12 protein-coding genes are annotated in these 13,200 nt (G+C 72.7%); 9 read left to right on the top strand and 3 right to left on the bottom strand.

Annotated features, from left to right (window positions below):
- Positions 1-124: 124 nt before the first annotated feature.
- From BGO37_RS10905 to BGO37_RS10890, 4 genes are read left to right on the top strand one after another with little or no spacing between them, the layout of a single operon-like run.
- A complete protein-coding gene (locus BGO37_RS10905; protein WP_291754759.1) occupies positions 125-1,273 on the top strand; it encodes an ABC transporter substrate-binding protein in 1,149 nt (382 codons plus the stop codon).
- 4 nt (positions 1,274-1,277) lie between these two features.
- Positions 1,278-2,216 (top strand): ABC transporter permease, encoded by a 939-nt coding sequence (locus tag BGO37_RS10900; protein WP_291754757.1) that lies wholly within the window; start codon positions 1,278-1,280, stop codon positions 2,214-2,216.
- On the top strand, positions 2,213-3,010 hold the full coding sequence (locus BGO37_RS10895) for an ABC transporter permease (RefSeq protein ID WP_291754756.1): 798 nt from the start codon (positions 2,213-2,215) through the stop codon (positions 3,008-3,010). The genes BGO37_RS10900 and BGO37_RS10895 overlap by 4 nt, the downstream gene beginning before the upstream one ends.
- 26 nt (positions 3,011-3,036) lie before the next feature.
- Positions 3,037-4,125, top strand: coding sequence for an ABC transporter ATP-binding protein (locus tag BGO37_RS10890; protein ID WP_291754755.1), 1,089 nt, complete (start codon positions 3,037-3,039; stop codon positions 4,123-4,125).
- Between the two features lie 33 nt (positions 4,126-4,158).
- On the opposite strand, the gene BGO37_RS10885 is transcribed toward BGO37_RS10890, so the two are convergent.
- Positions 4,159-4,365 carry a hypothetical protein gene (locus BGO37_RS10885; protein WP_291754753.1) on the bottom strand — a complete coding sequence of 69 codons (207 nt, stop codon included), beginning with the start codon at positions 4,363-4,365 and terminating at the stop codon, positions 4,159-4,161.
- Positions 4,366-4,592: 227 nt separating this feature from the next.
- Between BGO37_RS10885 and BGO37_RS10880 the strand changes: the two genes are divergently transcribed.
- Positions 4,593-6,632, top strand: a complete 2,040-nt coding sequence (locus BGO37_RS10880) for an NAD(+) synthase (RefSeq protein WP_291754751.1) — start codon at positions 4,593-4,595, stop codon at positions 6,630-6,632.
- A gap of 131 nt (positions 6,633-6,763) precedes the next feature.
- The gene (locus tag BGO37_RS10875) at positions 6,764-8,230 is read left to right on the top strand and encodes a DUF4153 domain-containing protein (RefSeq protein WP_291754749.1); all 1,467 of its coding nucleotides are present in this window, start codon (positions 6,764-6,766) and stop codon (positions 8,228-8,230) included.
- A gap of 46 nt (positions 8,231-8,276) precedes the next feature.
- On the opposite strand, the gene purT is transcribed toward BGO37_RS10875, so the two are convergent.
- Positions 8,277-9,491: a formate-dependent phosphoribosylglycinamide formyltransferase gene (gene purT / locus BGO37_RS10870; protein ID WP_291754747.1), complete on the bottom strand. Its 1,215-nt coding sequence runs from the start codon at positions 9,489-9,491 to the stop codon at positions 8,277-8,279.
- Positions 9,492-9,685: 194 nt separating this feature from the next.
- On the opposite strand from purT, the gene BGO37_RS10865 reads away from it, so the two are divergent.
- Genes BGO37_RS10865 through BGO37_RS10855 form a run of 3 tightly spaced genes read left to right on the top strand, consistent with a single transcriptional unit; the run spans position 9,686 to position 12,448 of the window.
- Positions 9,686-10,639 carry an ABC transporter substrate-binding protein gene (locus BGO37_RS10865; RefSeq protein ID WP_291754745.1) on the top strand — a complete coding sequence of 318 codons (954 nt, stop codon included), beginning with the start codon at positions 9,686-9,688 and terminating at the stop codon, positions 10,637-10,639.
- Positions 10,640-10,649: 10 nt separating this feature from the next.
- Positions 10,650-11,660 carry an amino acid ABC transporter permease gene (locus BGO37_RS10860; RefSeq protein ID WP_291754744.1) on the top strand — a complete coding sequence of 337 codons (1,011 nt, stop codon included), beginning with the start codon at positions 10,650-10,652 and terminating at the stop codon, positions 11,658-11,660.
- The gene (locus tag BGO37_RS10855) at positions 11,657-12,448 is read left to right on the top strand and encodes an amino acid ABC transporter ATP-binding protein (RefSeq protein ID WP_291754742.1); all 792 of its coding nucleotides are present in this window, start codon (positions 11,657-11,659) and stop codon (positions 12,446-12,448) included. The genes BGO37_RS10860 and BGO37_RS10855 overlap by 4 nt, the downstream gene beginning before the upstream one ends.
- Here BGO37_RS10855 and BGO37_RS10850 read toward each other — a convergent pair.
- Positions 12,348-13,121: an HAD family hydrolase gene (locus BGO37_RS10850; protein ID WP_291754740.1), complete on the bottom strand. Its 774-nt coding sequence runs from the start codon at positions 13,119-13,121 to the stop codon at positions 12,348-12,350. The genes BGO37_RS10855 and BGO37_RS10850 overlap by 101 nt on opposite strands.
- Positions 13,122-13,200: the final 79 nt, after the last annotated feature.

Genomic DNA, 13,200 nt, shown 5'->3' with positions numbered 1-13,200 from the left:
CGCGGCGTTCCGCCACCGTTCACCGTCCCCTCACCGGCCACTCCTACCGTCCTGGAACGTTCCGGTCCGGTCTTCGCCCTGCTCAGGGCGTCCGGCCCCCTCCATCGCAAGGAGAACGCTCCTCATGACGAAGCGCTTGGCGCCGGTCGTCCTCGGCCTGGCCGCGGCTCTCGCCCTCACCGCCTGCTCCGCCGCCGGCTCGACCACCGCGGGTGGCACCGCCCCGGCCGGCTCGTCGACCGCGGGTGGCACGGTGAACGCCGCGACCGCCACCAGCCTCACCGCCTTCGGCTCGCTGGAGAACCTCGCCGCCGCCGCGAAGAAGGAGGGCGCGCTCAACGTCATCGCCCTCCCCCGCGACTGGGCCGACTACGGCGAGATCATCGACGCGTTCAAGGCGAAGTACCCCGGCATCACCGTCAACGAGGCCTCGCCCGACGCCTCGAGCGCCGAGGAGATCGACGCCGCCAAGACGAACAAGGGCCTGGACACCGCGCCCGACGTGTTCGACGTCGGCCTCACCGTCGCCCTGCAGAGCACGGACCACTTCGCGCCCTACAAGGTGGCCGGCTGGAACGACATCGACTCCTCCCTCAAGGAGCAGTCGGGCCTGTTCACCGGCGACTACGGGGGGTACATGTCCATCGGGTACGACTCGTCGAAGTACCCCGCGCCCGGCCAGCTGTCCGACCTCCTCAAGCCGGCCTACAAGGGTGCCGTCGCCATGAACGGCGACCCGACCCAGGCCGGCGCGGCCTTCGCGGCGGTGGGCATGGCGGCCGTGCAGTCCGGCGGCTCGCTCGACGACTACCAGCCCGGCATCGACTTCTTCGGCAAGCTCCAGAAGGCCGGAAACCTCCTGAAGATCGACGTCACCACGGCCACGGTCGCCGACGGCGAGACCCCGGTGGTCTTCGATTGGGACTACCTCAACGCGACGCACGTCAAGGACAACCCCGCGTGGAAGGTCGTCGTCTTCCCCGGCAACGGCTATGCGGCGTACTACAACCAGGCTGTCAACAAGGACGCCCCGCACCCGGCGGCCGCCCGGCTGTGGGAGGAGTTCCTCTACAGCGACCAGGCGCAGAACCTCTGGCTGAAGGGCGGCGCCCGCCCGGTGCGGGCGACCGCGATGCAGAAGGCCGGGACCCTCGACGAGGCGCTGTGGAGCAAGCTCCCGCCGGCTCCCGCGACGACGCTCGTGCCCTCCGACGCCCAGAGCAAGAAGGCGGGCGATCTCCTCGGCCAGGAGTGGGCCGCGGCGATCTCCTGAGCCGATGACCACCCTGTCCCCCCTGCGCACGCGTGGCGCGGCCGGGCCGGACCCCCGTGGTCCGGCCCGGCCGGTGCCGGCGTGGCGCGTGCGCGCCTCGCGCCTCGCGGCCCCGCTCGGCCTGACGCCCTTCGCCGCCTACGTGCTGCTCTTCCTCGCGCTGCCGACCGTCCTGGCCATCGGGACGGGGCTCTTCGACAAGCACGGCGCGTTCACGTGGGGCAACCTCTCGGCGCTCGGCGATCCCGTTGTGCTGCGCACCTTCCGCAACTCGATCACCCTGTCCGCCGCCTCGGCGGTCGTCGGTGCCGTCGTCGGCGCGCTCGTGTGCGTCGCGGCCCTCGGCCTGCGCGAAGGTGGCTTCGCCCGCGGGCTGCTCGAGTCGGCCGCCAGCGTGATCGCCCAGTTCGGCGGCGTCATGCTCGCCTTCGCGTTCATCGCGACGATCGGGCTGCGCGGCATGGTGACCGTCTGGCTGCGCCAGTCGTTCGGCATCGACATCTTCGCGTCCGGCGCGTGGATCTACGCCATGCCCGGGCTGTACCTCCCGTACATCTACTTCCAGGTGCCGATGATGGTCATCACGTTCCTGCCGGCGCTGACGGCGCTGCGGCCGCAGTGGGCGGAGGCGACGCTGACGCTGGGCGGGACCACCCGCACGTTCTGGGCCCGCGTCGCCGTGCCGGTGCTCGCGCCGTCGTTCCTCGCCAGCTTCCTGCTGCTCTTCGCCAACGCGTTCTCGTCGTACGCCACCGCGGCGGCGTTAGCGAGCCAGGGCGCGCAGATCGTCCCGCTGCAGATCCGCGCGGCGCTGACCAGCGAGACCGTGCTCGGACGCCAGAACCTCGCGGGCGCGCTCGCGCTCGGCATGGTCGTCGTCATGGCCCTGGTGATGTGGGCCTACTCGGCGGTGCAGCGCCGCGCGGCGAGGTGGCAGCGATGAATCGCGCCATCGCACCCGCACGCTGGCTCCGGGTGCTCGTCCTGTCCCTCGTCGGCGCGCTGTTCGCCGTGCCCCTCGTGGGCATGGCGGAGTTCACGCTCCGCGAGGGCAACGGCCACGGCTGGGGTCACTGGGCGGACATGCTGCACCCCGCGCGGCCGGAGGTGTACGCCCCGCTGTGGCAGGGCCTGCGCAACTCGCTGGTCCTGGCGGTGGCAACCATCGCCATCGTCATGCTCCTCGTCGCGCCGACCATGGTGCTGGTGCACCTGCGGTTCCCGCGGCTGCGGCGCTGGATGGAGGTGGTCGCGCTCCTGCCGATCGCGCTGCCCTCGATCGCGCTCGTCGTCGGGCTCGCGCCCATCTACCTCGTCATCGGGCACGCGTTCGGCACGGGCATCTGGTCGCTGGCCTTTGCCTACGGCATCACGTGCCTGCCGTTCGCCTACCGGGCCCTGCAGGCCAACCTCGATGCCGTCGACACCCGGACCCACGCGGAGGCCGCGCGCTCGCTCGGCGCGAGCTGGGGACGCGTGCTGCTCCGGGTCATCGCGCCCAACGTGCGCCGGGGGCTCATGCTCGCGGGCCTCATCTCGGTCGCCGTCGTGCTCGGCGAGTTCACCATCGCGTCCCTGCTCAACCGGCAGAACATGCAGACCGCGCTGGTCGTCGTCTCGAAGATCGACCCCTTCGTGGCGGTGATCATGTCGCTCCTGTCGCTCGCCCTCGTCTTCGTCCTGCTCCTGGTGATCGACCGCGTCGGTCGCCTGCTCACCGTCCGGTCCGGCCGATGACCGGCCCCGCCACCCCCGGAGATCCCATGACGCTGCCCCTCACCGCCCCGCACCGCACGGCCGCGGTCGCCCGGCCCGACCACGAGGACGGTTCGGGCGTCCGGTTCGCCGGCGTCGTCAAGGCGTTCGGCGCCCAGCGCGTGCTGCACGGGCTGGACCTCGACGTGGCACCGGGCGAGCTCGTCTGCCTGCTCGGTCCCTCGGGGTGCGGCAAGTCCACGGCGCTGCGCCTGCTCGCGGGCCTGGAGCACCTCGACGGCGGTCGGATCACCATCGCCGGTCGCGACATGGCCGGCGTCCCGACGAACAAGCGGGACATCGGGATGGTGTTCCAGTCGTACTCGCTCTTCCCGCACCTGTCGGTGGCCCGCAACACGGCGTTCGGGCTGCGCACGCGCCGCGTGCCCGCGGCGGAGGCCGCCGAGCGCGTCGCGGCGGCGCTCGAGCTCGTCGGCCTCGCGGAGCTCGCGCAGCGCTACCCCCACCAGCTCTCCGGCGGCCAGCAGCAGCGGGTCGCGCTCGCCCGCGCCCTGGTCACCGAGCCCCGTGTGCTGCTGCTCGACGAGCCGCTGTCGGCCCTCGACGCCAAGGTGCGCGTGCAGCTGCGCGACGAGATCCGCCGCATCCAGCAGCGCCTGGGGATCACCACTGTGTTCGTCACCCACGACCAGGAGGAGGCCCTGGCCATCTCCGACCGGGTCGCCGTGATGAACGCCGGGACGATCGAGCAGCACGGCACGCCCGAGGACCTCTACATGCGCCCGGCCACGCCGTTCGTCGCGGAGTTCATCGGCCGCAGCTCGTTGGTTCCGGCCATGGTGTCCGCCGGGACGGCGACCGTGCTGGGCCGGCGGGTGCCGCTGCTCGGTGACCGGGTCGACGGCCCGGCCCTCGTCTTCGTGCGCCCGGAGAACCTCGAGCTAGGCCCGGAGGGTGCCCCAGCGATCGTCGTGGCGACGAGCTACCTGGGGGCGGTGCGCCGCACGCAGGTGCGCACCGAGGACGGGACGGAGCTGGTGGTGCAGCACGCGGCGGCCGAGCGGGTCGAGACAGGGGCGCTGGTCCGCGTGCAGGTGCGCCCCGAGCCGGTCGCCGCTCGTGACCCGGAGGCCTGAGCGGGCGCGTGCCCGGCGGCGCTCACCGCGCCGTCAGGCGGTGTGCCGGGAGCGGAACTCCTCGGCGATCTGCTGCGCCTGCGCGCTCATGAGCATGCGGTAGTACTCGAACGCCATCTCGACGTCCTCGGTGGGGGCGTCGTTGTCCCGAGCCCGCAACCAGTCACGCTTCGCGACGCGGATCTCCGCGTCGGTCACGGTCCATGCCCACGTGATCTGAGGGTCGGAGTCGAAGTTCATGTCGGCAATTCTGCACGCCAGCCCGCAGTTTTGGGACCAAAGTCCCCAGTATTCGCCCCCGATGACAGGAGTCACGGGCGGGCTTGGTTGACAAGCGTCCAGGTAGCGGGCCTTTCGTCCCGGACGCATTCACTCTGGAGGGTGACCGGCCGCCGCGTGTCGCCCGTCCCGGTGGGACCAGTGCGACCAGCGGCGACGGCGTGGGGCGGCCGTGGAAGACTCGCCGCGTGGATTTCGCCTCCGCCTACGCCCAGGGGTTCGTCCGCGTCGCGGCCTGCACCGTCCCGGTCACGGTGGCCAACCCCGCCGCCAACCTCGCGGCGGTCCTGGCGGCCGCCCGCACGGCGCACGACGAGGGCGTCGGCGTGGCCGTGTTCCCCGAGCTGTGCCTGTCCGGCTACGCCATCGACGACCTGTTCCTCCAGGACGCCCTCCTCGACGCGGTGCAGGACGCCATCGAGGGGTTGGTCGCCGCCTCCGCCGACCTGCTGCCCGTCCTCGTCGTCGGCGCGCCGCTCGCGTTCGGCAACCGGGTCTACAACGTCGCGCTCGTCGTGCACCGCGGCCGGGTGCTCGGCGTGGCGCCGAAGTCGTACGTGCCGACGTACCGGGAGTTCTACGAGCGGCGCTGGTTCGCACCGGGCGACGACGTCGACGGCACCGTCGTCGTCGCCGGCCAGGAGGCGCCGATCGGGCCCGACCTGCTCTTCGAGGCGACCGACGGGCGCGGCCTGGTGCTGCACGTCGAGGTGTGCGAGGACATGTGGGTGCCGGTCCCGCCGAGCGCGCACGCGGCGCTGGCCGGCGCCACCGTGCTCACCAACCTCTCGGGCAGCCCCATCACGGTGGGCCGGGCGGAGGACCGCCGGCTGCTGGTGCGCTCCGCGTCCGTGCGGTGCCTCGCCTCCTACGTCTACGCGGCCGCGGGCCGGGGCGAGTCGAGCACCGACCTGTCGTGGGACGGCCAGACGATGGTCTACGAGATCGGCGACCTGCTCGCCGAGGGCGACCGCTTCCCCGACGGGCCCCGCGTGACGGTCGCCGACGTCGACCTCGACCGGATCCGCCAGGAACGGCTGCGCACGGGCACGTTCGACGACAACCGCCGCGCCCTCGGCTTCGAGCCGTCCGGAGCCTTCCGGCGCGTCGAGTTCGAGCTCGACCCCCCGGCGGGCGACATCGGGCTGCGCCGGCACGTCGACCGGTTCCCCTTCGTGCCCGACGACCCGGCGCGGCTCGCCCTCGACTGCTACGAGGCCTACAACATCCAGGTCAGCGGCTTGGCGCAGCGGCTGCAGGCGATCGGCAGCTCGAAGGTCGTCATCGGCGTCTCGGGCGGCCTGGACTCGACGCACGCGCTCATCGTGGCGGCCAACGCGATGGACCGGCTGGGCCGGCCCCGCAGCGACATCCTCGCGTTCACGCTTCCCGGGTTCGCCACCTCGGAGACGACCAAGGGCAGCGCCCTGGCGCTCATGGCGGCGCTCGGCACCACCCACGAGACCGTCGACATCCGCCCGATGGCCCGCCAGCTGCTCGCGGACCTCGGTCACCCCTACGCCGAGGGCGCGGAGCAGTACGACGTCACCTTCGAGAACGTGCAGGCCGGGCTGCGCACGGACTTCCTCTTCCGCGCGGCCAACCAGCGCGGCGGCATCGTGCTGGGCACGGGCGACCTGTCCGAGCTCGCGCTCGGCTGGTGCACGTACGGCGTCGGCGACCAGATGTCGCACTACGGGGTCAATGCCGGCGTGCCGAAGACGCTCATCCAGCACCTCATCCGCTGGGTCATCGGCGAGCGGCTGTTCGACGACGCCACGAACGAGGTCCTCACGCGGATCCTCGGCCAGGAGATCTCCCCCGAGCTCGTCCCGGCCACGGCCGACGCCCCGATGCAGAGCACGGAGCAGATCGTCGGCCCCTACGCCCTGCAGGACTTCACGCTGTTCCACGTGCTGCGCCACGGCACGCGCCCCTCGAAGGTCGCCTTCCTCGCCTGGCACGCCTGGCGCGACGCCGGCGCCGGCGCGTGGCCGCCCGGCTACCCCGCCGACCAGCGCCGTGCCTACGAGCTCGCCGAGATCAAGCGATGGCTCGTCGTCTTCGTCCGCCGCTTCTTCGGCAACCAGTTCAAGCGCTCCGCGCTCCCGAACGGCCCCAAGGTGAGCGCGGGCGGCACAATGTCGCCCCGCGGCGACTGGCGCATGCCGTCGGACGCCGACCCGTCGGCGTGGCTGGCCGACATCGAGGCGAACGTCCCGTCGTGACCTGCCGCGCACGTCCTGTGGCGGTGCCGTGAACGCCGTGTGAGGGCTGCGACCGTAGGCGGACGACGAGCCACGCACCGCCCGCCGGTGGGCGGACGCCCTGGTGAGGCGCGGGTTCCTACGGTCGAGCCATGACGACGACGCCAGCCGCCCCGGGCGACCCCTATCTCCTGCCCGCGGCGACCGCGACCGGCCCCGAGAGCCGTCCCGGAAAGGCGGCCGACTTCTGGGCCGGGGCGCGGCCCGGTGCGGCACCCGGCGTTCTCGTGGCGGCCGGCGCGGTTGGGATCGCGGGCGGCCTGCTCCTGGTCGGGTCGCGCCCCGGTCTCGGTGCCGCGCTCGTCGCCCTCGCCGGCTGGGGCGTGGCATCCCCAGCGCTCGTCCGTCGCCGGCGTCCTGGCGACCTGGTCCTGGCGGGGTGGTCCGCGCTCCTCCTCGCCACGGTCGCGATCCGGGACGCCTCATGGCTCGTCGCCCTCTCCTGGGTGGTGGGCATCGGCGCCGCCGCCGTGGCGCTGACGGGCGGGCGCACCGCCACCGGCGTCGTCACGGCTCCGCTGGCTGCGGTCGGGAGCGTGGTCCGGGCGCTCCCGTGGACGGGCCACGGCGTGCGGGGGCTGGCCCGCGCCGGCGGGCGCGCGGCCTGGAGCATCGCACGGTCCGTGGCGGTAGCGATCCTGCTGGTCCTCGTCTTCGGCGCGCTCTTCGCCTCCGCCGACCGGATGTTCGCGTCGCTGCTGCCGCACCTGGCGGTGAACGACGCCGCTGCACGCGTCCTCGTCGGTGGACTCGTCGCCCTCGTCGCGGCCGCGGCGATCCATCTCGGCCGCACCGGCTGGCCGTGGGCTGACGAGGCGGGGTCGCCGGCATCGCCGGCGCAGCCGGCCGAGTGGCTCGTCCCCGTGGTCGCGCTCGACGTGCTCGTCCTCGTCTTCCTCGGCGTGTGGCTCTCCGCGCTGGCGCGCGGGGACGCCTACATCCGGCAGGCCACCGGGCTGACGTACGCGCAGTACGCGCGCCAAGGGTTCGGCCAGCTCGTCGCGGTCACCGCACTGACGCTCGTCGTGGTCGCGGTGGCGGCTCGGCGCGCCCCGCTGGGTACCCGTGTCGACCGTCTCCGCACCCGCGTCGCGCTCGGCACCCTCTGCGTCGGGACGCTCGGCATCGTCGCGTCGTCACTGGCGCGGATGTCGCTCTACGTCGACGCCTACGGGCTCACGCGGCTGCGGCTGCTGGCCGTGTGGGGCGAGGTCGCCATGGGCGCCATCGTCGTGCTCGTCATGGTCTCAGGCGTCCGGTGGCGCGGCGGGTGGCTGCCGCGCGCGGCCGTCCACGTCGTCGCCGTGGCGATGCTGTCGCTCGCCGCCGTGAACCCGGACGCCCTGGTCGTCCGCTACGACGCCGCGGCCACCGATATCCCCGGCGGGCTGGACGTCGCCTACATGTCCGAGCTCTCGGCGGACGCGATCCCCGCCATCGCCGCACTCGACGAGCCGATACGCCGCGACGTCCTCGACCGCGTGATGCTTGCCCCCGCCACGGGTCTCGCCGGCTGGAACTACGGCCGTGCGCGCGCGGACGCAGTGCTGGGCCGGTAGCCGACGCGCCTCCCCCGGTTCCTCCCACTGACGAGGGCGGGGACCGCTAGACGAGGCGGACGCGCAGGGCCTCGGCCGCAGCACGGGCCCGGGCGCGGGCCTCGTCCGTCGTCGCACCACGGGCGAGGGTGACGGCCACCCGGCGATGCCCGTGCACCGACGGCTTGCCGAACAGCCGCAGCTGGGCGGTCGGCACCGCCAGCGCCTCGTCGACGCCCTCGAACACCGGCACGCCGTCACCGTGCGCCAGGACCGCGCACGACGCGGCGGCCCGCTCGTCGGTCCCGGCGCCGAGTCGCAGCGGGTCCGGCGCCGGCAGGCCGAGCAGGGCGCGCGCGTGCAGCGCGAACTCCGAGAGGTCCTGCGAGACGAGCGTCACCAGCCCCGTGTCGTGCGGCCGGGGCGACACCTCGGAGAACAGCACGCGGTCGCCGACGACGAAGAGCTCGACCCCGAAGATGCCCCAGCCGCCCAGCGCCGCGGTGACCGCGCCGGCCACGCGCCGCGCCTCCTCGGCCACGCCCGCCGGCAGCGCCGCCGGCTGCCAGGACTCGCGGTAGTCGCCGTCGACCTGGACGTGGCCGACCGGCTCGCAGAACGTCACTCCCCCGGCGTGCCGCACGGTGAGCAGCGTGATCTCCGAGTCGAACCTGACGAAGCCCTCGACGATGACACGGACGGCGCCGTGGCCCGCGGCGCGGCCTCCGGTCCGGGCGACCTCCCACGCCGCGTCGACCTCGTCGGGCGTGCGGACCAGGGACTGGCCGTGGCCCGACGACGACATCACGGGCTTCACGACGACCGGCAGGCCCAGCTGTTCGACGGCCGCGCGGATGCCGTCGAGGGAGTCGGTGAACACGTAGGGCGAGGTGGGCAGCCCCAGCTCCTCCGCGGCCAGGCGGCGGATCCCCTCGCGATCCATCGTCAGCCGCGCGGCACGGGCGGTGGGGACCACCCGCGTGCCGGTGGCCTCGACCTCGGCGAGCACGTGCGTGGCGATCGCCTCGACCTCGGGCACGACGACGTCCGGGCGCTCCGCCTCGAGCAGCGCCCGCAGCGCGTCGGCGTCGAGCATGTCGACGACGTGCGAGCGGGCCGCGACCGCCATCGCCGGGGCACCGGCGTAGCGGTCCACCGCGACGACCTCGACGCCGAACCGCGCCAGCTCGATGGCGACCTCCTTGCCGAGCTCGCCGGATCCGAGGAGCAGGACGCGCGTGCCGGACGGCGTGCCGGGCGTACCGAGGGTGCCGGGGATCATGCGCAGATCCTCCCGCGTCGCCGGACCGGTCCGCGCACGCACCCGGGATCGTCGTCCGATGCAAGACCATTCCATAGACTGGAAACATTCACGCTGGGCGACACGGCCCCGTAACATGCGGGGTCTACGTTCAGCGTCCAGCCGGCCGAGGCCCCCTGCCCGCGCCGGGTGGACGAACCGCCTGGAGGCATCCCGTGCGCAAGACCCCCCTGGCCCTGGTCGCCGCGGCCGCGGTCGCCCTGTCCCTCACCGCCTGCTCGTCGGGCCAGCCCGGTTCCGGCTCCTCCCAGACGCCGGCGGGCACCGCGGCGCCGACGAGCACCGGCAGCAGCACCTTCGACCCCACCACCGTGGCGAAGGACGACTCCATCGCCGCCCTGCTGCCGGACAAGATCAAGACCGCCGGCACGCTCGTGGTCGGCAGCGACACCTCGTACGCGCCCGCCGAGTACCTCGCCGAGGACGGCACCACGCCGATCGGCTACGACGTCGACCTCACCAAGGCGATCGCCGCCGTGCTGGGCCTGAAGGCGAACATCCAGTCCGCCGACTTCACCGGCATCATCCCGGCCATCGGCACCAAGTACGACATCGGCGTCTCGTCGTTCACGATCAACGCCGACCGCGAGAAGCAGGTCAACATGGTCGAGTACTTCAACGCCGGCGAGGCGTTCGCGGTGCCGGCCGGCAACCCCGGGAAGATCGAGACCACGGGCGCCCCGAACAACGTCTGCGGCAAGACGGTCGGCGTGCAGACCGGGACCGTCGAGGACGACGAGCTCACCAACGCGGTGACGAAGGCCTGCACCGACGCCGGCAAGCCCGCCCCGACGCCGCTGCGGTACGCCGCCCAGAGCGACGTGACGACAAACCTCGTCGGCGGCAAGGCGGACGTGATGTTCGCCGACTCGCCGATCATCGCCTACGCGATCGCCCAGACCGGCGGCCAGCTCGAGCAGCTCGGCGACGTCTTCGAGTCCGCGCCGCAGGGCATCGTCGTCGCCAAGGACGACCAGGCGCTGACCACGGCGATCCAGAAGGCCGTGCAGAAGCTCATCGACGACGGCACCTACGGCAAGATCCTCGCGGCCTGGGGCAACACCGCCGGCGCCGTGAAGACGGCGACGCTCAACCCCTCCGTGAGCTGAGCGAGCCCCTGTGTCGCAGCAGCTGACGCCCACCGCCCGGGGCCCGGAACGGATCCACGCGGTCCCCGTCCGGTACCCGGGCCGGTGGGTGTCCGCCCTGGTCGTGCTCGTGCTCGCCGCGATGGCGGGGCACGCGCTCGTCACCAACCGGAAGTTCGCCTGGCCGACGGTCTGGAAGTACCTGTTCACGATGCCCGTCCTGCGCGGCGTCGCGTGGACCATCGGCCTGACGATCTCCGCGATGGTCATCGCCATCGTGCTCGCGGTGCTGCTGGCGGTGATGCGCGACTCGGCGAACCCCGTGATGCGGTGGGTCGCCTGGGGGTACATCTGGTTCTTCCGCGGGACGCCCGTCTACACCCAGCTGGTGTTCTGGGGCCTCATCGCCGTCATCTTCCCCAAGATGTCGCTCGGCATCCCGTTCGGCCCGCAGTTCTGGTCGATCTCGACCAAAGAGGTGTTCACGGCCGCGGTCGCCGCGCTCGTCGGCCTGGCCCTCAACGAGGCCGCCTACCTCTCCGAGATCGTCCGCGCCGGCCTCGAGAGCGTGGACCACGGCCAGCACGAGGCGGCCCGCGCGCTCGGCATGAAGGAGGGCCCGATCCTCCGCCGGATCGTGCTCCCCCAGGCGATGCGCGTCATCGTGCCGCCGACCGGCAACGAGACGATCTCGATGCTGAAGACGACGTCGCTCGTCCTCGCGGTCCCGTTCAACCTCGAGCTGCAGTTCGCGACCACCGCGATCGGCAACCGGACCTTCCAGCCGGTGCCGCTGCTCATCGTCGCCTGCCTCTGGTACCTGCTGATGACCAGCGTGTTCATGGTGGGCCAGCACTACCTCGAGCGGTACTACGGCCGAGGCTTCGAGCCGCACGGGCCGGCGCCGACGAGGCCGAGCCGGCGCGCACTGCGCCAGGAGGCGATCAACGCCGCGCACACGACGCCCGAGTACGGCGGCGTCGACGACCAAGGGCACATCATCGCCGGCGGCATGGGCCGGCCGAACGGCGGACGCGTATGAGCACGACGAGCACGGACGCCCCCATGGTCGACATGCAGGGCGTGCACAAGTGGTACGGCCACACGCACGTGCTGCGCGGCATCGACCTCACGGTGCCCAAGGGCACCGTCGCCACGGTGCTGGGCCCGTCCGGCAGCGGCAAGTCCACCGCCCTGCGCTGCATCAACCAGCTCGAGGAGATCGGCGCCGGCCGCATCCACGTCGACGGCGTCCTCATGGGCTACCGGGAGGGCGAGCGGAACGGCAAGCCCACGCTGTTCCGGCTACACCCCAAGGAGATCGCCCGGCAGCGCGCCAACGTCGGCATGGTGTTCCAGCGGTTCAACCTCTTCCCTCACATGACCGCCCTCGGCAACGTGATCGAGGCGCAGGTCCAGGTGCTGCGCCGGAGCAAGGACGAGGCCCGTGAGCGCGCGGTGTTCCAGCTCGAGCGCGTCGGCCTCGGCGACCGGATGGACCACTACCCGGCGCAGCTCTCGGGTGGGCAGCAGCAACGTGTCGCGATCGCCAGGGCGCTCGCGATGGACCCCGAGCTCATGCTGTTCGACGAGCCGACGAGCGCGCTGGACCCCGAGCTCGTCGGCGAGGTGCTCGCGGTGATGCGCGACCTCGCCGCCTCGGGCATGACGATGATCGTCGTCACACACGAGATCGGCTTCGCGCGCGAGGTCGCCGACCAGGTCGTCTTCATGGCCGACGGCGTGGTCGTCGAGCGCGGCACGCCCGACGAGGTCCTCTCGAACCCCCGCGAGGCGCGGACGCAGGACTTCCTCTCGAAGGTGCTGTAGCTACCGAGCGAGCCCCGTCACGGTCGCGACGAAGTCGCCCAGCTGGGTGGCCCAGTCGTCCACGACGAGCACCGGCCCGAACTTCGCGAACGACGCGGCGTCGTTCCCACCGGCCACCGGTCGTCACCGCGACGAACGCGAAGCCGCCGGCGTTGGCCGCCACGCCGTCCCCACCCGTGTCGCCGACGAGCACGCCCTGGTGCACCGCGCGCGCCGCCGCCCGAGCCAGCGCCGCCCGGTCGGGGTAGATCTCGCCGAAGAACGAGTGGTCCCAGTCGAACATGTCGAGGTCGAAGCCCGCGCTCTGCAGCTTGACCCTGGTGCGCACCTTCGAGTTGCCGGTGATGAGCGCGTTGACCCAGCCCGCGTCGTGCACCGCCATGAGCGCGTCCGCCACGCCCGGCACCGGGGTGCAGGCGTTCGCCGGCGTGGAGTACCACTCCTGCGAGAGCTCCTTGAAGCGCCGTGTCAGCGGGCCGGCGAAGCTCACCGGGAGCCCCGCGCCCTGCCGGATCTCGTCGAGGATCTGCCAGTCCACCTTGCCGTGACGGTCCGGGATCGACACGGGCTCGTGGCCGCTCACCTCCCGCAGCGCCTGGGCGAACACGCCCAGGCCGCCCTCCGGGCTCTCGTCCAGCAGGAGCGTCCCGTCCAGGTCCCACAGCACGATCACGCCGATCCCCTCCCGGTTCCGCGGTGTCCTGGAAACATCCGACCACTCGAGCGGCGGATGTGCCCGGGACCATGGCCCG

It is taken from the genome of Cellulomonas sp. 73-92, assembly GCF_001898175.1.
In the GTDB taxonomy this organism is placed as follows: Bacteria; Actinomycetota; Actinomycetes; order Actinomycetales; family Cellulomonadaceae; genus Cellulomonas.
Note: the sequence above shows the minus strand (reverse complement) of the source record. Positions and strands in the feature narration are given on the sequence as shown.

Coding starts and splice junctions, on each gene's coding strand:
- BGO37_RS10895 (WP_291754756.1), top strand. CDS start 2,213: ATGAATCGCGCCATCGCACCCGCACGCTGGCTCCGGGTGCTCGTCCTG.
- BGO37_RS10900 (WP_291754757.1), top strand. CDS start 1,278: ATGACCACCCTGTCCCCCCTGCGCACGCGTGGCGCGGCCGGGCCGGAC.
- BGO37_RS10905 (WP_291754759.1), top strand. CDS start 125: ATGACGAAGCGCTTGGCGCCGGTCGTCCTCGGCCTGGCCGCGGCTCTC.
- purT (WP_291754747.1), bottom strand. CDS start 9,491: ATGATCCCCGGCACCCTCGGTACGCCCGGCACGCCGTCCGGCACGCGC.
- BGO37_RS10855 (WP_291754742.1), top strand. CDS start 11,657: ATGAGCACGACGAGCACGGACGCCCCCATGGTCGACATGCAGGGCGTG.
- BGO37_RS10885 (WP_291754753.1), bottom strand. CDS start 4,365: ATGAACTTCGACTCCGACCCTCAGATCACGTGGGCATGGACCGTGACC.
- BGO37_RS10875 (WP_291754749.1), top strand. CDS start 6,764: ATGACGACGACGCCAGCCGCCCCGGGCGACCCCTATCTCCTGCCCGCG.
- BGO37_RS10890 (WP_291754755.1), top strand. CDS start 3,037: ATGACGCTGCCCCTCACCGCCCCGCACCGCACGGCCGCGGTCGCCCGG.